This window comes from Arthrobacter sp. Leaf69 (genome assembly GCF_001422645.1).
Classification (GTDB): domain Bacteria; phylum Actinomycetota; class Actinomycetes; order Actinomycetales; family Micrococcaceae; genus Arthrobacter.
On sequence record NZ_LMLR01000010.1, the window covers coordinates 641372 to 659586 of the forward strand.

General features: G+C 68.1%; 15 protein-coding genes and 4 pseudogenes. 4 read left to right on the plus strand and 15 right to left on the minus strand.

The window, feature by feature from the left end; translation table 11 throughout:
- Positions 1-8: 8 nt before the first annotated feature.
- The 3 genes from ASE96_RS08270 to ASE96_RS08280 all read right to left on the minus strand — a co-directional run bounded on the left by ASE96_RS08270 (position 9) and on the right by ASE96_RS08280 (position 4028).
- The gene (locus ASE96_RS08270; protein ID WP_056429285.1) at positions 9-2414 is read right to left on the minus strand and encodes an ATP-binding cassette domain-containing protein; all 2406 of its coding nucleotides are present in this window, start codon (positions 2412-2414) and stop codon (positions 9-11) included.
- A gap of 74 nt (positions 2415-2488) precedes the next feature.
- Positions 2489-2878: a DUF7793 family protein gene (locus tag ASE96_RS08275; RefSeq protein WP_082492638.1), complete on the minus strand. Its 390-nt coding sequence runs from the start codon at positions 2876-2878 to the stop codon at positions 2489-2491.
- Positions 2879-2987: 109 nt separating this feature from the next.
- Positions 2988-4028 carry an NAD(P)-dependent alcohol dehydrogenase gene (locus ASE96_RS08280; RefSeq protein ID WP_056428582.1) on the minus strand — a complete coding sequence of 347 codons (1041 nt, stop codon included), beginning with the start codon at positions 4026-4028 and terminating at the stop codon, positions 2988-2990.
- A gap of 191 nt (positions 4029-4219) precedes the next feature.
- Between ASE96_RS08280 and ASE96_RS08285 the strand changes: the two genes are divergently transcribed.
- Entirely contained in the window at positions 4220-5134 is a 915-nt protein-coding gene (locus tag ASE96_RS08285; RefSeq protein WP_056428586.1) for a helix-turn-helix transcriptional regulator, read from the plus strand.
- Here ASE96_RS08285 and ASE96_RS19525 read toward each other — a convergent pair.
- The 7 genes and pseudogenes from ASE96_RS19525 to ASE96_RS19155 form a co-directional block, all read right to left on the minus strand.
- A partial coding sequence (locus tag ASE96_RS19525) for a biotin/lipoyl-containing protein (protein WP_326951836.1) occupies positions 5100-5535 on the minus strand: 436 nt, incomplete at its 5' end. The genes ASE96_RS08285 and ASE96_RS19525 overlap by 35 nt on opposite strands.
- 1 nt (position 5536) lies before the next feature.
- A pseudogene (locus ASE96_RS08290) lies at positions 5537-6970 on the minus strand (acetyl-CoA carboxylase biotin carboxylase subunit); the annotation flags it as partial.
- Positions 6970-7563, minus strand: a 594-nt coding sequence (locus tag ASE96_RS08295; RefSeq protein WP_162238817.1) for a biotin-dependent carboxyltransferase family protein, incomplete at its 5' end; no start/stop codon positions are given. The gene ASE96_RS08295 and the pseudogene ASE96_RS08290, both read right to left, overlap by 1 nt.
- 1 nt (position 7564) lies before the next feature.
- A pseudogene (locus tag ASE96_RS08300) lies at positions 7565-8800 on the minus strand (carboxyltransferase domain-containing protein); the annotation flags it as partial.
- A 45-nt stretch (positions 8801-8845) separates the two neighbouring features.
- Positions 8846-9185: LamB/YcsF family protein (locus tag ASE96_RS19530; protein ID WP_235500170.1), on the minus strand; the 340-nt coding region annotated here is incomplete at its 5' end.
- Between the two features lies 1 nt (position 9186).
- Positions 9187-9687: pseudogene (locus tag ASE96_RS19535) on the minus strand (LamB/YcsF family protein); the annotation flags it as partial.
- 1 nt (position 9688) lies between these two features.
- A pseudogene (locus ASE96_RS19155) lies at positions 9689-9842 on the minus strand (LamB/YcsF family protein); the annotation flags it as partial.
- 107 nt (positions 9843-9949) lie between these two features.
- Between ASE96_RS19155 and ASE96_RS08310 the strand changes: the two are divergent.
- The 3 genes from ASE96_RS08310 to ASE96_RS08320 all read left to right on the plus strand — a co-directional run bounded on the left by ASE96_RS08310 (position 9950) and on the right by ASE96_RS08320 (position 12906).
- The gene (locus ASE96_RS08310; protein ID WP_082492641.1) at positions 9950-10693 is read left to right on the plus strand and encodes a GntR family transcriptional regulator; all 744 of its coding nucleotides are present in this window, start codon (positions 9950-9952) and stop codon (positions 10691-10693) included.
- Between the two features lie 162 nt (positions 10694-10855).
- Positions 10856-12073: an NRAMP family divalent metal transporter gene (locus tag ASE96_RS08315; RefSeq protein WP_056428593.1), complete on the plus strand. Its 1218-nt coding sequence runs from the start codon at positions 10856-10858 to the stop codon at positions 12071-12073.
- Between the two features lie 5 nt (positions 12074-12078).
- Positions 12079-12906 carry a putative hydro-lyase gene (locus ASE96_RS08320; RefSeq protein ID WP_056428595.1) on the plus strand — a complete coding sequence of 276 codons (828 nt, stop codon included), beginning with the start codon at positions 12079-12081 and terminating at the stop codon, positions 12904-12906.
- A gap of 2 nt (positions 12907-12908) precedes the next feature.
- Here ASE96_RS08320 and ASE96_RS08325 read toward each other — a convergent pair whose 3' ends face one another.
- From ASE96_RS08325 to ASE96_RS08345, 5 genes are all read right to left on the minus strand, one after another.
- On the minus strand, positions 12909-13601 hold the full coding sequence (locus ASE96_RS08325) for a GntR family transcriptional regulator (protein ID WP_056428598.1): 693 nt from the start codon (positions 13599-13601) through the stop codon (positions 12909-12911).
- Positions 13602-13744: 143 nt separating this feature from the next.
- The gene (locus ASE96_RS08330) at positions 13745-14803 is read right to left on the minus strand and encodes a LacI family DNA-binding transcriptional regulator (RefSeq protein WP_056428600.1); all 1059 of its coding nucleotides are present in this window, start codon (positions 14801-14803) and stop codon (positions 13745-13747) included.
- Positions 14804-14828: 25 nt separating this feature from the next.
- A complete protein-coding gene (locus tag ASE96_RS08335; protein ID WP_056428603.1) occupies positions 14829-16304 on the minus strand; it encodes a glycoside hydrolase family 1 protein in 1476 nt (491 codons plus the stop codon).
- Positions 16301-17227, minus strand: a complete 927-nt coding sequence (locus tag ASE96_RS08340) for a carbohydrate ABC transporter permease (RefSeq protein ID WP_056428606.1) — start codon at positions 17225-17227, stop codon at positions 16301-16303. The genes ASE96_RS08335 and ASE96_RS08340 overlap by 4 nt, the downstream gene beginning before the upstream one ends.
- Entirely contained in the window at positions 17224-18213 is a 990-nt protein-coding gene (locus tag ASE96_RS08345; protein ID WP_056428609.1) for a carbohydrate ABC transporter permease, read from the minus strand. The genes ASE96_RS08340 and ASE96_RS08345 overlap by 4 nt, the downstream gene beginning before the upstream one ends.
- Positions 18214-18215: the final 2 nt, after the last annotated feature.

An 18215-nucleotide genomic window follows, 5' to 3' on the forward strand; every position in this document is an offset into this window, starting at 1 on the left:
GGGAAGAATCAGCCGCCGACGTAGGCCGCGAGGTGCTCGCCGGTAAGGGTGGAGCGGGCGGCGACAAGCTCGGCCGGGGTGCCCTCGAAAACCACCCGCCCGCCGTCGTGACCGGCGCCGGGGCCCAGGTCGATGAGCCAGTCGGCGTGCGCCATGACCGCCTGGTGGTGCTCGATCACAATGACCGACTTGCCGGACTCGACCAGGCGGTCGAGGAGGCCCAGCAGGTTCTGGACGTCGGCGAGGTGCAGGCCGGTGGTGGGCTCGTCGAGGACGTAGACGTCACCCTTCTCCGCCATCTGGGTGGCCAGTTTGACGCGCTGCCTCTCGCCGCCGGACAGTGTGGTGAGCGGCTGGCCGAGGGTGAGGTAGCCGAGCCCGACATCCACCAGCCGGTCGAGGATCTTGTGTGCCGCCGGTGTCTTCGCCTCGCCGGCACTAAAGAACGCCTCGGCCTCGGTCATCGACATGGCCAGCACTTCGGCGATGTTGCGGCCGCCCAGCCGGTATTCCAGGACTGACGCCTGGAACCTCCGGCCTTCGCACTCCTCGCAGATGGATTCGACGGTGGCCATCACGCCCAGTTCGGTGAAGATGATGCCTGCGCCGTTGCAGCTGGGACAGGCCCCCTCCGAGTTGGAGCTGAACAGCGCGGGCTTGACGCCATTCGCCTTGGCGAACGCCTTGCGGATCGGCTCGAGCAGGCCCGTGTACGTTGCCGGGTTGCTGCGCCGCGAGCCCTTGATGGCCCCCTGGTCGATCACCACCACACCCTCGCGGCCGGCCACCGAGCCTTGGATCAGCGAGCTCTTACCCGAGCCCGCAACCCCGGTGACGACGCACAGCACACCGAGCGGAACGTCGACGTCGACGTCCTTGAGGTTGTGCGTCGACGCCCCCCGCACCTCGAGCGCGCCGGACGGCGTGCGCACCGATTCCTTGACCTTTGCCCGGTCGTCGAGGTGGCGGCCGGTGATGGTGTCACTCCTCCGCAGCCCCTCCACGCTTCCCTCGAAGCAAACGCTGCCGCCGCCGGTGCCCGCGCCGGGACCGAGGTCAACCACGTGGTCGGCGATGGCGATGGTTTCCGGTTTGTGCTCGACGACGAGCACGGTGTTGCCCTTGTCCCGCAGCTGCAGCAGCAGCTGGTTCATGCGCTGGATGTCGTGCGGGTGCAGGCCGATCGTCGGTTCGTCGAAGACGTAGGTGATGTCGGTGAGGGACGAGCCCAGGTGCCGGATCATCTTGGTACGCTGCGCCTCTCCGCCGGAGAGTGTGCCCGCGGGACGGTCCAGCGAGAGGTAGCCCAGCCCGATTTCGGCGAAGGAGTCGAGCAGGTGCTGCAGGCCTTTGAGGAGCGGCGCGACCGACGGCTCGTCGAGCCCGCGGACCCAGTCGGCGAGGTCGCTGATCTGTAGCTCGCACAGCTCGGCGATGTTCCTGCCGTGGATCTTCGCTGACCTGGCCTCCGGGCTGAGCCGTGTGCCGTCGCACTCGGGGCAGGCCTGGAAGGTGATGGCGCGCTCCACAAAAGCCCGGATGTGGGGCTGCATCGCGTCGACGTCCTTGGAGAGCATCGATTTCTGGATCTTCGGGATCAGGCCCTCGTAGGTGAGGTTGATGCCCTCGACCTTGATCTTGGTCGGTTCCTTGTAGAGGAGGTCGTGCATTTCCTTTTTGGTGAACTTCGCGATCGGCTTGTCCATGTCGAAGCCGGCGCCGCTGAAGATGCGGCCGTACCAGCCGTCCATGCTGTAGCCGGGGACGGTCAGCGCACCCTCGCCGAGCGACTTGGACTCGTCGTAGAGCGCCGTGAGGTCGAAGTCGGAGACCGAGCCCATGCCCTCGCAGCGCGGACACATTCCGCCGAGGTAAACCGCGTTCTGGACCACACTTTTCTCGACCCTCCCGCCGGCTTTTTCGGTGCTCATCACGCCGCTGGCCTTCCGCGTCGGGACGTTGAAGGAGAACGCGGTGGGGGGCCCCACGTACGGCGTCCCCAGCCGGCTGAAGAGGATGCGCAGCATGGCGTTGGCGTCGGTGGCAGTGCCCACCGTGGAGCGGGGGTTGGCTCCCATCCGCTCCTGGTCGACGATGATCGCCGTCGTCAGCCCTTCGAGGAGGTCGACGTCGGGCCGCGCCAGGTTGGGCATGAATCCCTGCACAAAGGCGCTGTAGGTCTCGTTGATCATGCGCTGCGACTCGGCGGCGATGGTGGCGAACACGAGCGAGCTCTTGCCCGAGCCGGAGACGCCCGTGAACACCGTCAGGCGGCGTTTCGGGATCTCAATGCTGATGTCCTTGAGGTTGTTCTCCCGCGCGCCCTGCACTCGGATCAGATCGTGGCTGTCCGCTTCGTGCAGTGCTGCCGGCTGCTGGTCCGTCCGTGCACCCGGCTGCGTTTCCGATGTCATGGCCATGCTCATCGTGTCTCCATCTCTTGGGAGGGCTGCCTGCTGATGCCCCTGACGGTCATGCTAGCAGCGGCTCATTGACCCCGCGGCTCCAGCGAGGTGACGTCCGTCAGCCAGATCATGGCGGCACTCCTGGAGGTGAAGAAGGCGTGCGGGTAATGCGTGTGCCGGCTCATGGCAGCCGCGATGACCCGGTCCACGGCGTTGGATCCGAGGACGGCGATAGCGAGCACACCCGTCGTCCGCGCGAACTCGTACCGCGCTGCCGCCGTGATCTCCACGTCGGACATTTCCGAGAGCATCGGCATCGGGATTCCGCCGCTGATCCGCTCCACGGCCAGCATGGCGTCCCTGGCGTCTTCGACGTCGACGAACGAGCCGGGACGCCAGACGGATTCAATGATCCCGGCGCGCACGCGCAAGGAATTCTTCCCTTCAGCGGCGACAGCTCGATCAGGCATCATTAACTTCATTCTAGGCCTGAGCAGGGACGATGCTTTGCAGCCGGTTCCCTCCCGGCCACACGAAAGAGGCCCGGCCGGTTCTCTCACCGGCCGGGCCCCTGCGCTGCGATTACAGCGTGGACGTGTCGATCACGAAGCGGTACCGCACATCGGAGGCGAGCACGCGCTCGTAGGCGTCGTTGATCTTCTTGGCCGGGATGACCTCGATCTCGGCGCCAAGCTGGTGCTCGGCACAGAAGTCAAGCATTTCCTGGGTCTCCCGGATGCCGCCGATCATGGATCCGGCGAAGGACCGGCGTCCCATGATCAGGGCGAACGCGTTCACCGGCAGCGGTTCCGCCGGGGCGCCCACGTTCACCAGGGCGCCGTCGAGGGTCAGCAGCTGCAGGTAGGAGCTGATGTCGATCGAGGCGCTGACGGTGTTGATGATCAGGTCGAAGGAGCCGGCCAGGTCCGTGAAGGTGTTTTCGTCGCTGGTGGCGTAGTAGTGGTCCGCGCCCAGCTTCAGTCCGTCCTCCTGCTTCTTCAGCGACTGCGAAAGGACCGTAACCTCGGCGCCCATGGCGTGCGCGATCTTAACGGCCATGTGTCCCAGCCCGCCGAGCCCGACGACGGCGACCTTCTTTCCGGGTCCGGCGCCCCAGTGGCGCAGCGGCGAGTAGGTGGTGATGCCTGCGCAGAGAAGCGGCGCGGCGACGTCGAGCTCGATGCCCTCGGGGATCCGCACGACGAAGTCCTCGGTCACCACCACGTGGGTGGTGTAGCCGCCCTGGGTGATGGTCCCGTCACGGTCCACGGCGCCGTAGGTGCCCGTGTTCCCGGCCAGGCAGTACTGCTCTTCGCCCTTCAGGCAGTTGACGCACTCGCGGCAGGAGTTGACCATGCAGCCAACGCCGACGCGGTCGCCGACTGCGTGCTTGGTGACGGCCGAACCGACTTCGGTGACGATGCCGGCGATTTCGTGGCCCGGTGCCAGCGGGTACTGCTGCGGGCCCCAGTCACCGCGGACGGTGTGGATGTCGGAATGGCAGATGCCGGCGAACTTGATGTCGATCAGGACGTCGTGCGGGCCGACATCCCGGCGCTCGATGGTGGTGGCGACGAGGGGTTCCGTCGCGGAAGTGGCGGCGTAAGCGTTAACGGTAAGCATGGATCTCCTGCTTGTGGATGGTCTTGGGGGGTTCCCCGGCGTCCGGCACGGGTCAGGTGCGGCCTTTCGGCCCGGACGTCTTCGGGGGGCACTATCCATCAAACACCACTGAGCTGCCGGTGAGGGAGGTCCTGCTGTGAGGGGTACTGGCAGGGACTCCCTTAAGCGGCCGCACCCTCTACCGTTGACGTATGGACAACCAAAGCGAAACCCGGGACTTCCTTGCCACGCGGCGGGCGAAAATCACCCCGGAGCAGGCGGGTTTGCCGGTCTATGGCGGCAACCGCCGCGTCCCCGGGCTGCGGCGAGGCGAGGTCGCCCTGCTGGCCGGGGTCAGTGTCGAGTATTACACCCGGCTGGAACGCGGAAACCTCTCCGGAGTGTCCGAGGGGGTCCTGGACGCCCTCGCGCGGGCGCTGCAGCTGGACGAGGCGGAGCGGGCGCACCTGTTCGACCTGGCCCGGGCCGCCAGCACCACCCTCAAGCCGCAGCGCCGCCGCGCCGCCGTCCAGCCCGTCCGGGCGAGCGTGCAGCTGATGCTCGACGCGATCACCAACGCCCCGGCGTTCGTGCGCAACGGGCGCCTGGACGTCCTCGCCGCAAACCAGCTCGGCCGCGCCATGTACTCCGAGATGTACGGCGGCCCGGTCCGGCCGGCCAACTTTGCGCGGTTCCTCTTCCTGGACGACCGTTCCCGCGGCTTCTACCCGGACTGGGAGCGCGCCGCGAATGACACGGTGGCGATCCTGCGTACCGAGGCCGGCCGCGACCCATACGACCGCGGCCTGACCGACCTGGTGGGGGAACTGTCCACCCGCAGTGAGGAGTTCCGGACCCGGTGGGCGGCCCACAACGTGCGCTTGCACTACACCGGCCGCAAGCACTTCCGGCACCCGGTGGTGGGGGACCTCCACCTCATGTACGAGGCACTGGATCTTCCGGCCGATGCCGGACTGTCCCTGCTCGTCTACACCGCGGAGCCCGGTTCTGCCACCGCGGACGGGCTGCGGCTGCTGGCCAGCTGGGCCGCGACGCAGCAATCCGAAGCGGACCAGGCGCAGAAGCCAGCGCCTACCCAATCAGGGCCAGCACCGCTCCAGCAGTAACGACGCCGCCGGCCTCCGCGCGGAGGCCCGTCACCGTCCCGTCGCGGTGGGCGGCGACTTGGGTTTCCATTTTCATCGCTTCCAGCACGACGACGGGATCCCCCGCCGAAACTGCGGCGCCCGGTGCGACGAGCCATTTCACCACGGTCCCGGCCATGCCGGCGCGCAGCTCCCCCGGGTCCGCGGCGGCAGAGCCGCCGTCGGAGGATCCGCCTTCTGACGCCCCGTCCACGGAGACTCCCGCTGGGACAGGACCACCGGAGCGCGCCCAGCCATCCAGCAGGTCCGCGGGCAGCCCGACGGCCATCCGGCGGCCGTCCACCTCGACGGTGATGGTGCGCCGTTCGCCGTCGGGCGCGGTGGTGCTGAAGCCCGGATCGGCGGAGATGGTGTCCGCGAAGNGGCCATCCGGCGGCCGTCCACCTCGACGGTGATGGTGCGCCGTTCGCCGTCGGGCGCGGTGGTGCTGAAGCCCGGATCGGCGGAGATGGTGTCCGCGAAGTCGGTTTCGATCCAGCGGGTGTGGATGCCGAGGCCGGCTTCGGAGGTGAAGTCCGSGGATTCGAGCACGGCGCGGTGGAACGGGAGCACGGTGGCCACGCCGGTGATGCTGATTTCGGCGAGGGCGCGGCGGGCGCGGCGCAGGGCCTGYTGCCGGTCCGCGCCGGTGACGATCAGTTTCGCCAGCAGGGAATCGAACTGCGGCGGAACGAAGGARCCGGAGCGGACGCCGGTGTCCAGCCGGATGCCGGGGCCGGTGGGGCCGTGGAACTCCTCMACGGTGCCGGGCGAGGGCAGGAAGCCGCGCCCCACGTCCTCGGCGTTGAGCCGGAATTCGAACGAGTGCCCGCGCGGCGCCGGGTCCGCCGTGATGCGCAGSGGYTCCCCCGCGGCGATGCGGAACTGTTCCTGCACGAGGTCGATGCCGGTGGTTTCCTCGGTGATGGGGTGTTCCACCTGAAGCCGGGTGTTGACCTCGAGGAACGCCACGGTGCCGTCCGCGGCGACCAGGAATTCCACCGTTCCGGCGCCGGAGTAGCCGGCTTCGCGGCAGACGGCCTTGGCGGCGTCGTAGATCTGGCGGGTCTGGTGGTCGCTGAGGAACGGCGCGGGYGCCTCCTCCACGAGTTTCTGGTGCCGGCGYTGGAGCGAGCAGTCGCGGGTTCCGACGACGACGACGTTGCCGTGCGTGTCCGCGAGGACCTGCGCCTCGACGTGCCGCGGCCGGTCGAGGTAGCGCTCCACGAAGCATTCACCGCGGCCGAAGGCGGCGATGGCCTCGCGGACGGCGGAGTCGAAGGCTTCCTCGACCTCGTCCAGGGCGCGGACCACCTTCATGCCGCGGCCGCCGCCGCCGAAGGCCGCCTTAATGGCGATCGGGAGGCCGTGCTGTTCGGCGAAGGCGCGGGCCTCGGCGGCGGATTCCACCGGGCCGTCGCTGCCGGCGACCAGCGGGGCGCCGGCCCGGACGGCGGTCTCGCGGGCGGTGATTTTGTTGCCCAGCAGGCGGATGGCGTCCGGCGTGGGGCCGATCCAGGTGAGTCCGGCGTCGAGGACGGCCTGGGCGAATTCGGCGTTCTCGGACAGGAAGCCGTAGCCGGGGTGGAGGGCGTCGGCGCCGGMGTCGGCCGCGGCGGCGAGCAGCTTGGGGATGTTCAGGTAGGTGTCCGCGGGCGAGTTGCCGCCCAGGGCGTAGGCCTCGTCCGCGGCGGAGACGTGCAGGGCGTCGGCGTCGATGTCCGCGTAGACCGCGACGGAGGCCAGCTGCGCGTCATCGCAGGCCCGGGCGATCCGGACGGCGATTTCTCCGCGGTTGGCGATCAGGACCTTGCGCATCAGTTACTCGCTTCTTGTTCGGGGGTGGTGATTTCGGTAATGGGGCTCTCGGCCCAGCGGAAGCGGATCTTGCCGCCGATCGGGAYCTGGGCCGCGCGGTCCAGCTGGGAGTCGAYCACCACGGCGATCACCGGGTAGCCGCCGGTGATCGGGTGGTCGGCCAGGAACAGCACGGGGAGTCCTTCCGGYGGAACCTGCAGGGCGCCGGCGACGGTGCCCTCGCTGGCGAGTTCGCCCTGGCGGGTGCGCTGCAGCGGGGTTCCCTGCAGGCGCATGCCGACGCGGTTGGACTGCGGTTTAACTTCCCAGTCCTGGSCGCAGAACGAGTCCAGGGCCKGCTGGTCGAACCAGTCGGCSCGGGGGCCGGGGACGACGTCGAGCACAGTGACGCCGGTGTCCGGGAAGTCCGGCTGCAGTTCGGGGTGTCCCACGACGCCGGACTCGGCTTCCCCGCCGGCGGCGAGGAGCTGGCCGGCGGCCAGCGGTGCCGGACCGATCCCGGACATGGTGTCCGTGGAGCGGCTGCCAAGCACCGGGGCGGTGTCCACGCCGCCGCGGACGGCGAGGTAGCTGCGGAAGCCGCTCTGCGGTGCNCGCCGGTGGCACATCAGAACGCCCAGCGGGCCGACCGGCGGCGAGGAGCTGGCCGGCGGCCAGCGGTGCCGGGCCGATCCCGGACATGGTGTCCGTGGAGCGGCTGCCAAGCACCGGGGCGGTGTCCACGCCGCCGCGGACGGCGAGGTAGCTGCGGAAGCCGCTCTGCGGTGCTCCGATGACCAGGGTTTCGCCGTCGAGCAGCGCGAAGGGGGTGGCCATGGGGACGGTCCGCCATGCTGGTTCGAAGTCGTCCTCGGACGGCGTCTCGACGGTCAGCTCAGCGGGCGCCCCGGTGACGGCGAGGACCTGGTCCCCGACGGCCTGCACCGACAGGCCACCGGCGACGGTTTCCACCGCGGCGGCCGACGGCGCGTTCCCGACCAGGCGGTTGGCCCGGCGCAGCGAGGCGCGGTCCAGCGCACCGGCCGCGGAGACGCCCAGGCCCGAGTGGCCGTAGCGGCCGAGGTCCTGGATCAGGCTCTGCAGGCCGGGTGAAACAATCCGCAGGCCGGACGCCACCTCCGGGGCGGACGCCTGGGCCGGGTGTTCCGGTGCCATGGTGACGATGTCGCGGACGGCGCGGAACTGGACCCGGTGCCCGGGGGCGGCCAGGGCGGGCTGTTCCCGGTCCAGGTCCCACATCCTGGCGCCCGTGCGGCCGATCAGCTGCCAGCCCCCCGGGGACCTGCGCGGGTACACGGCCGAATAGTTACCGGCCAACGCCACCGACCCCGCGGGGACCGCGGTGCGCGGGGAGCTGCGCCGCGGCACCTCAAGCACCTGGTCCTCCCCCACCATGTAGCCGAAACCGGGCGCGAAGCCAGCGAACGCCACCGTCCAGATCTGGCCCGTGTGGGCAGCGATCACGCCGTCGGGTCCAAGGCCGGTCAGCTGCCCCACCTCGGCGAGATCCTCGCCGTCGTACACGGTGTCGATGAGCACCAGTTCGCTGCCCTGCTCCGCCGGCGCGGTGAGCTCCAGCTCAAGGAGGGTTCTTCCGATGCGCTGGGCCGCTGCGGGCGAGTCCGCCCTGACCAGTACGGTCTCGGCGGCCGCGAGGACGTCCAGCTGCCCCGGAAGCGGTGCCTCGAGGAGCATGGCCTGCAGGGCCAGCACGTCCTGCGTTCCGGAAAGCTCCGCGAGCACCGCGCGGGTTCCCACGGGCCGCACCGAGCTCACTTTGGAAACTGCCGCGTTCTGTACCTCCAGGGTTTGCCCTGCTGTCTCAATCATGAGCTGCCTTCATCGTTGACGGTGCTTCGGGGTGGTCCGGCCCACTTAGGCGTGGGCGAATGCGGCCGTGCTGATGCCGGCGGCGGTCAGGGCCTCCCGGACTGCGGCGGCCATGGTGACGGCCCCCGGGGAGTCGCCGTGCACGCAGATGCTCTCGGCACGGATCTTCAGGATGGAGCCGTCGATGGTGCGGACGGCGGAATCGGAGGCCATCCGGAGGACATGCTCAGTGACCTCCGCGTGGTCGTGCAGTACGGCTCCGGGCAGGGTGCGGGACACGAGGGTTCCGTCCGGGTTGTAGGCGCGGTCCGCAAAGGCCTCGGTCACGGCGCGGAGGCCGGCGGCCTCGGCCAGACGGAGCACTTCGGAGCCCGGCAGGCCCAAGNCGGAACGAGTAATCTGTACTCGTTTAAGGGTTCCGTCCGGGTTGTAGGCGCGGTCCGCAAAGGCCTCGGTCACGGCGCGGAGGCCGGCGGCCTCGGCCAGACGGAGCACTTCGGAGCCCGGCAGGCCCAAGATGGACAGGTTCGGATCGACGGATTTTACGGCGTCGACCACGGCTTTCGCCTGCGCGGTGTGCGCCACGATCGCGTTGTACAGGCCGCCGTGCGGCTTGACGTASGCGACCTTGCCGCCTTCCGCGGCGGCGAGGGCCTGCAGCGCGCCGATCTGATAGACGACGTCGTCCGCGAGTTCGATCGGGTCAATGTCCAGGAAGCGGCGACCGAAACCTGCGAGGTCCCGGTAGCCCACATGGGCGCCGATCACGACGCCGGCGGCCACCGCCTCGCGGCAGGTCTTCCGGATCACGCTGGGGTCGCCGGCATGGAAGCCGCAGGCCACGTTGGCGCTGGAAACCGAACGGAACATCGCCGTGTCGTCTCCCANCGCGGCAGGTCTTCCGGATCACGCTGGGGTCGCCGGCATGGAAGCCGCAGGCCACGTTGGCGCTGGAAACCGAACGGAACATCGCCGTGTCGTCTCCCAGGCTCCAGCGGCCGTAGGACTCGCCGACGTCGCTGTTCAGGTCGATAGTTGCCATTTGTGATCCTCGTCTCATTGATTCCCTCTATCAAGGATGCATCAAATCCTCGGATTGTTCAACAATTCCTGGATTCCAGGATATGGCGGTCGTGTAAATTTTCACGTATGACGAGCGCCGAATCAGGATTCCGTGGCATTCCCGGCTCGGCCCCCGCGGGGGGCAGGCAGTCTCCCGACGAAGCTGGTGCGACCCTGGGGTTGGCGGCCCGGCTGCGGGTGGCCATCCCCTCGGTGGCGGACAGGGTTGCGGCGGAGCTGCGGCTCCAACTGGCGGAAGGGCTGCTGCTGCCGGGTGCACGGTTGACCGAGTCAACCATCTCCGAGGAGCTGGGCGTTTCCCGCAACACCGTCCGCGAGGCCTTTGCCGAGCTGGCCGCTGAGCGGCTGGTGATCCGGCAGCCCAACCGGGGCGTGTTCGTGGCGAGCCTGGGGCCGGGTGACATCCATGACGTCTACACCGTGCGCCGGTTCATCGAGGTGAGCGCCATTCGGGGCGGCGGGAGCCCGGAGCGGGTGGCGGCGGTCCGCGCGGCCGTGGAGGAAGGCAGGGCCGCGGCGACCGCAGACGATGAGGAAGCGCTCGGCACCGCCAACCAGCATTTCCACGGAGCGATCGTGGCGATGGCCGAGAGCCGGCGCCTCAACACAATCATGGGCCAGGTACTGGCGGAGATGCGGCTGTTTTTCCACAAGGCCACCGTGGATGCACACTTCTACCGCAGCTACCTCGACGACAACGAGGCAATCTGCGAAGCCTTGGAAGCCGGCCAGCTGGAGCGCGCCGCTGACCTGCTGCTGGCCTACCTGAACCGCTCAGAACAGAAGCAGAGAGCCGTCCACGGGGACTGAGCGAAGCGCACCGTTCCGGCGGCGCAACGTCCGCCGGCGTCGACGGGGGCGGGAGAAGCCCCGTCCGATTGTTGAACAATTCCTTGCGCAGATTGTTCAACAGTCTGTACAGTGGGTGGAAACAATCGTTGTGACGCAAGTCACCCAACTGTTGGGACCCCCATGGAAACCACCACCGTCAAGGCCGCGTTAAAGCCGGCCGCCCGGCGTTCCGCCCTGCTGGGCGCCATGTTCCTCATGGCCACCAGCGCCATCGGCCCGGGGTTCATCACCCAGACAACGGCCTTCACCGTCCAGCTCGGTGCCGCCTTCGCGTTTGCGATCCTGGTCTCCATTCTGGTCGACATCGCCGTGCAGGCCAACGTCTGGCGGATCATCGGCGTCTCCGGCCTGCGGGCCCAGGAGCTTGGCAACAAGGTCCTCCCCGGCGTCGGCTGGTTCCTCGCCGGGCTCGTCTTCCTGGGTGGCATCGTCTTCAACATTGGCAATATCGCCGGCACCGGGCTCGGCACCAACGCCATGATGGGGCTGGATCCCAAACTCGGCGGGGCCATCTCCGCCGTCCTGGCCATCCTCATCTTCCTCAGCAAGCGGGCGGGGGTGGCCCTCGACCGGATCGTGGTGATCCTCGGCGCCCTGATGATCCTGATGACCCTGTATGTTGCGGTGGTTTCCGCCCCTCCGCTGGGTGAGGCCCTCAAGAACACCGTAATGCCCGAGGAGATCGACTTCCTGGTCATCACCACCCTTATCGGCGGAACGATCGGCGGCTACATCACGTACGCGGGCGCCCACCGCATGCTGGACACCGGCGTCACCGGTGTGGCAAACGTCAAACAGATCACGCAGAGCTCGATCGTGGGGATCCTGGTCACCTGCGTCATGCGCATCCTGCTGTTCCTGGCCATCTTCGGTGTCGTCGCCGGCGGCGTGGCCCTGACCGGCGACAACCTGGCCGCGTCGGCATTCCAGGCCGCAGCGGGAGATATCGGCATGCGGGTCTTCGGTGTCATCCTGTGGGCTGCTTCCATCACCTCCGTGATCGGCGCGGCGTACACCTCGGTCTCGTTCGTGACGAAGTCCAGCACCAAAGACCGCACCCGCAACCTGATCACCGTCGGCTTCATCGCGTTCTGCACCGCGGCCTACCTGCTGATCGGCCAGGCCCCGCAGCAGCTCCTCATCTTCGCGGGTGCCTTCAACGGTCTCATCCTCCCCGTCGGATTCGGAGTGCTGCTCTGGGTGGCCTGGCGCCGCCGGGACCTCATGCAGGGCTACGTCTACCCCAAGGGCCTGCTCGTCATCGGCATTGTGGCCTGGCTGCTGACCTTGTTCCTCGGCTACAGCTCGCTGACCAGCCTTGCCAAGCTGTGGGCCTAGAACCCATGAAATTACGTGAGGTGAACGTGCCGTCCGGCGTCTCCCGTCCCGCAAACCCGGCAGGGCTGCTCCCGGCCGACGCGCGGGCCCTGTTCCGCGCCGGCCTGGTGACTCCCACCTCCGGCTGGAGCAGCGGCTACGCGCAGGCCAACCTGATCATCGTGCCCAAGGCGCAGGCCTTCGACGTTCTGCTGTTCTCGCAGCGTAACCCCAAGTCCTGCCCTGTCCTGGGCGTGCTGGATGCCGGGGACACGTCCGGGCCGCTACTGGCTGGAGGGGATATCCGCACCGATGTGCCGAAGTACGTGGTGTATCAGGACGGCCGGAAAGTCGACGAACCAACCGACATTTCGAACCACTGGCGCGATGACCTCGTGACGTTCATTGTGGGCTGCAGCTTCACGTTCGAATCCGCCCTCCAGGACAACGGCATTCGGGTGGCCCACATCGACCAGGGAGTGAACGTTCCCATGTACCGCACGTCGGTCCGCTGCGAACCGGCCGGACAAATGGCCGGTCCCCTGGTGGTCTCCATGCGCCCCATTCCGGCCTCCCAAGTGGCCGACGCCGTCCGCATCACCTCCCGCTATCCAGCCGTGCACGGCGCCCCGGTCCACGTGGGCAACCCCGCCGAGCTGGGGATCACCGATGTTGGCCGCCCGGACTTCGGCGACCCGGTCAGGGTCCCGGACGGCCATGTGCCGGTCTTCTGGGCGTGCGGGGTGACGCCGCAGGCAGCCGTGATGGAGTCAAAGCCGGCGCTGGCAATAGGCCACGCCCCCGGGCACATGCTCATTACGGATGCGCGCGATACGTCCTACCAGGTCCCGTAGCTTCAGTCCTGCGGAATGGCTCCAATATGCACCAGGAGTTCGTGCTCGGCGGCATCCAGGTACCGGCGCAACTCTGCCGCGGCTTCTTCCCTGTCGCCGGCCCGCAGCTGCGCCACCAGGGCGGCGTTGCGTTCCACGTAGTGGCTGTGGAAGTCGGACGTAGTTGCCATGGCATGGAAAACCAGCCGCATCTGGGCGAGGACCTTGTCCATCAGGGCGGCCACTGACGCACTGCCGGAGAGCGCCACGAGCGCCTTGTGCAGGTCCTGGTTGGCGTCGGCCATATCCGTCACGGACCCCGCATCCAGGGCGGCACGTGCCCGGCCGATGATGGCGTCCAAGGCGTCCAGGTTCTCAGCCCGGTAGTCTCCCCACAGCACGGCCGCCGGCTCGATCAGCCGGCGGACCCGGTAGATTTCGCGGACATCGTCGGCCTGTGGCGCGGAGACGAACACGCCGCGGTTGGGAATGCGCTGCACCACGGACTCACCGGCGAGGACGGTGAATGCCTCCCGCAACGTATTCCGTGAGACGCCTAGGACCTCGGAGAGTTTCTGCTCGGAGAGTTTCGTTCCCGGGGCGAGCTGGCCCGCCGAGATGCGCGAACGCAACACAGTGGCCACCCACGATCCGGTGTGGGCGTGGGTGGCCTGGACCTCGTCGGAGATCCCTTCAAGCGCGGCATTCATCGGCATGGATCCCAATCTACAGAAGAAGCGTGCGCTCCCGGCGCCACGTCCGGCGCGCGCGGTGCTGCGCGGCCCTTGAGTCCAGGCCCCACCGGAATATCGGCGCGCCGGGTATTTCGCGCGTCGTGGAAAATTTCCGAAGCGCTGGCCTATTCGGCCTCAGGGGCGCTGCTGGCCCGCACGACTAGCCGCGCGGGGTAGATCACCGGATCCCGGAAGGCCCCCGGGTCTTCGATATCCGCGAGAAGGAGGCGCCCTGCTTGGACGGCCATTTCCACAGTTGGCTGGTTTATGGTGGTCAGCGGCAGCTCGCCCGGCGCCGTCAGATGGTCGTCAAAGCCGACGACGGCGACGTCCCCGGGCACCGACCGCCCCGAGGCACGGATGGCCGTGATCGCGCCGCGGGCCATGAGGTCGGAGGCGGCGAAGATGCCGTCAAGCCCGCCGTCTTCGGCCAGGAGGCGTTCGGCTGCCTCGGTGCCCCCAGCGGGGGTGAAATCCCCGTGGGCGACCAGTCCTGCCGGCAGGCCGGCTTCCTTGAGGCCGGCCTGCCATCCGTCGAGCCGGTCCTCTGCCGCCGTCATGTCGAGCGGGCCGGTGATCGTTCCAAGCCGTGTCCGTCCGGCCGCTGCCAGGTGCAGCGCGGCCAGCCGGCCACCCTCGAAACTGTCCACATCGACGTAGTGGATGCCGAGCCCGGTATCCCAGGGCCGCCCGATGAAGACGGTGGGCAGGCCCGAGGCGGCGAGCTCTTCTGTCCAGCCATCCGCCTTGTGGTGCGAGACCACAATGGCACCGTCGACGTGGCCTCCACGAAGGTAGCGGACCGTCCGGGAGGGATCGCCGCCGGCCCGGGACATGAGCAGGACCAGCTGCATATCCGTCTCGCGCAGTGCCTCCGTCACCCCGGTGATGACGGCGGCGAAGAACGGGTCCATCATGACCCGGGCATCGGGTTCGTTGATCACCAGGGCAATGGACGAGGTCCGGCGTGTGACAAGGCTGCGCGCGGCCCGGTTCGGGGTGTAGCCGAGGGACAGCACCGCCGCGTCTACCGCCGCCTGGGCTTCCGGGCTGACCCGGGAGCCGCCGTTGATGGCCCGCGAGGCGGTGGAGCGGGACACTCCAGCCGCCGTCGCGAGGTCTTCAAGTGTGGGGCTGGGTCTGGCCGGCGCGGTTCGGAGACCCCGGTGGATCTGTTCGTTCATCACTTTGAGAATACGACATCCCCGGTCATGCCACGTGCGAGGCCGCCTGGCTGGATGGGAGGGCGTTCGACGCCGCCACCTTCGCGTACCAGAGGCCGCTCGCCTTGGGGATGCGTTCCAGGGTTTCGTAGTCGACCCGGACCAGCCCGAAGCGCTGGTGGTAGCCGTAGGCCCACTCGAAATTGTCCAGCAGCGACCAGGCGAGGTAGCCCCGGACGTCCGCCCCGGCGTCGATCGCGTCCCGCACCGCCCGCAGGTGGACGTCGAAGAAGGCGCGCCGGTCCTGGTCGTCGACGAATCCGTCGGCGTCGGGAACGTCGGGGTAAGCGGCGCCGTTTTCCGTCATGTAGAGCGGGATGCCGGCCGGCCCCGTGTACTCCCGCTGGAGCCTGGTCAGCAGGCGGGACAGGCCTTCGGGCTGGACCTCCCAGCCCATGCCGGTCACCGGGAGCCCGCGCGGCACCGAGTGCACTCCCTCGGCGGAGACAAACGGCGTTGCCGCCGGCCGCGAGGCCGATTCAGGTGCTGCCTGCGCTGTGGTGGTCACGGTCTCCGGCTGGTCCTGCTCTTCCGCGCGGCCCGGCGTCTTGGTCAGGGCCTCGCCCTGGTAATAGTTGACGCCGAGCAGATCCATGGGCGCCGAGATGATGCCCAGGTCACCGTCCTGCACCACGGTGTCGAAGCCGAGGCCGGCGATGTCTGCCAGCACGTCCGCGGGATACTCGCCGCGGAAGATCGGGTCGAGGAAAATGCGGTTGTGCATCCCGTCGATCCGCCGGGCCGCGTCCAGGTCGTCCGCCGAGTTGGGGTCGGCCGGATCGGCAACCGTGAGATTCAAGGTGATGCCGAGGCTTGCCTCCGGGTCGAGCCGGCGCAGTTCCGCAGCAGCCAGGCCGTGGCCCAGGAGGAGGTGGTGGGCCGCAGCGAGGGCGGCCGCCGGTTCCTGACGGCCAGGGGCGTGGACACCGGCGGCGTAACCAAGGAACGCCGAGCACCACGGTTCGTTGAGCGTGGTCCAGATGCGGACCCGGTCGCCGAGGGCCTCGTGCATGACGGCCGCATAGGCCGCGAACAGCGAGGCTGTTTCGCGGTTGGCCCAGCCGCCCTCATCCTCCAGTGCCTGCGGCAGGTCCCAGTGGTACAGCGTCAGCCAGGGAGTGATCCCCGCGGCAAGGAGCTCGTCCACCAGACGGGAGTAGAAGGCGATCCCCTCGGGGTTGGGCGTCCTGCCGTCCGGCATGCAGCGCGCCCACGACGTCGAGAAGCGGTACGCCTTGAGGTTCAGCGATTTCATCAGCTCAACGTCCTGGCCCGAGCGGTGGTAGTGGTCGCAGGCCACGTCGCCATTGTGGGCATCCGCGACGGCGCCCGGGACCCGGGCGAAGGTGTCCCAGATCGAGTCTTTCCGCCCGCCGGTGTGTGCTGCTCCCTCGATCTGATAGGCAGCGGTGGCCGCGCCCCACAGAAAACCCTCGGGGAATGTAATCGGGGTGGTGCTCATCCTTTGACTGCTCCTTGCATAATTCCTGAAACGAGTTGGCGCCCTGCCGCGATGAAGAGCAGCAGCAGCGGGATGGTGGCCAGTACGGCACCGGCCAGCACCACCGAGTAGTCCACAAAGTGTGCGGCCTGCAGCAGCTGAAGCGCTACCGGCAGGGTGGGATTTGAGGGGTCCAGCACAATGAAAGGCCAGAAGAAGTTGGTCCAGGTGGCGACAAACGTGAAGAGCGCCAGCATGGCCGCGGCCGGCCTCGCCGCGGGCAATCCTACATACCAGAAGGCCTGGATCATGGAGGCCCCGTCCATCCGGACAGCCTCGATGAGTTCATCCGGGAGGGCGTCGCGGAGGTACTGCGTCATCCAGAACACGCCGAAGGCCGTGACAATTCCGGGGACGATGACGGCCCAGAGGGTGCCGGTCCAGCCCAGCTTGGCCATCACAATGAACAGCGGCACCACGCCGAGCTGCGTGGGCACCGCCATGGTGGCGATCACGAAGACGAGCAGTCCCTTGCTCCCGCGGAAGCGGAGTTTGGCGAACGCGAAGCCGGCGAGGGTCGAGAAGATCACCACCGAGGCGGCCGTGACGGTGGAGACCAGGATGCTGTTGCCCATGGCTTTCCAGAATGGAATGCTGTCGAAGACTTTGGCGGCATTGGCCAGGAAGTTCCCGCCCGGAAGGAGCGGGATGCCCCGGCTCAGCGCAGTGCTGTCGTGGCTGCCCACCAGGAAAGACCAGTACAGCGGGAACAGGGAGGCCAGCAGGACGGCACCCAGGGAACCGTAGGTCAAGAGCCCGGGACGCCGGATGTCTCCGGCGCCGCCGCGGTTCCGGGGCCGCCCGGCCCGCGGGTTCGGGCGGTTGGCGGCTGCCATGGCGGCCCCCTTCCCGGCAGTCTGTCGGATCATGGGGATGGAGCTCATTTGCGGCCTCCCTGGTTGGCGATGCGCCGGGTGAGAAGGAAATTCACGAGGGCGATCAGCACAATCATCAGGAACAGCAGCCACGCCACCGCGGATGCCCTGCCAAAGTTGCGCTGGCCCCAGCCAAGCTCCCAGATGTACATGGTCAGTGTTTGCCACTGCCGGTCGGCGCCGCCGAGTCCGGACTGGTCGAACACCCGCGGCTCATCGAAGATCTGCAGCCCGCCAATGGTGGACGTGATGGCCACGAAAATCACGGTGGGCCGGAGCATCGGAACCGTCACCGACAGGAACTGGCGGACGCGGCCGGCCCCGTCGATGGTGGCCGCCTCGAAGACGTCGCGCGGGATGGCCTGCATCGCCGCCAGGAAGATCAGTGCGTTGTAGCCGATCCATCGGAAGTTCACCATCGTGGCGATGGCAAGGTGGCTGGCGAGCTGGTCGGAGTGCCAGCGGACCGGGTCAAGGCCCAGGAGGCCCAGAAGTTCATTGACGAGGCCGAACTGGTCGGCAAACAGGTTGTTGAAGATCAGTCCAACCGCCACAGGAGCCACAACGAAGGGCACCAGCACCCCCATCCGCCAGAACGTCTTGGCGCGCAGGTTGGCGTCCAGCACCGCTGCGATCAGCAGCGCCAGCACCACCTGCGGCACGGAGGAGAGCAGGAAGATGCTCAACGTGTTGCCCACCGCGTTCCAGAAGTACGGCTGCCCGAGGACAAAACCGAAGTTCTCCAGGCCGATGAACTTGCCCTGCCCGCCGATCAGGTTCCAGTTGTGCAGGGATACCCAGCCTGTGTAGAGCAGCGGAAACAGTCCCGTGACGGCGAACAGCAGGAAGAACGGCGAGATATAGAGGTAGGGCGACAGCTTGACGTCCCACTTTGATACCTGCTGCGAAAACGCGAGCCTCCGGACGTCCCTGTTGCCGGGTTTTTCCTCGTCAGTTGATTGGCCTTGGGGCCTGACCCGGTCCGTTACTGACATGG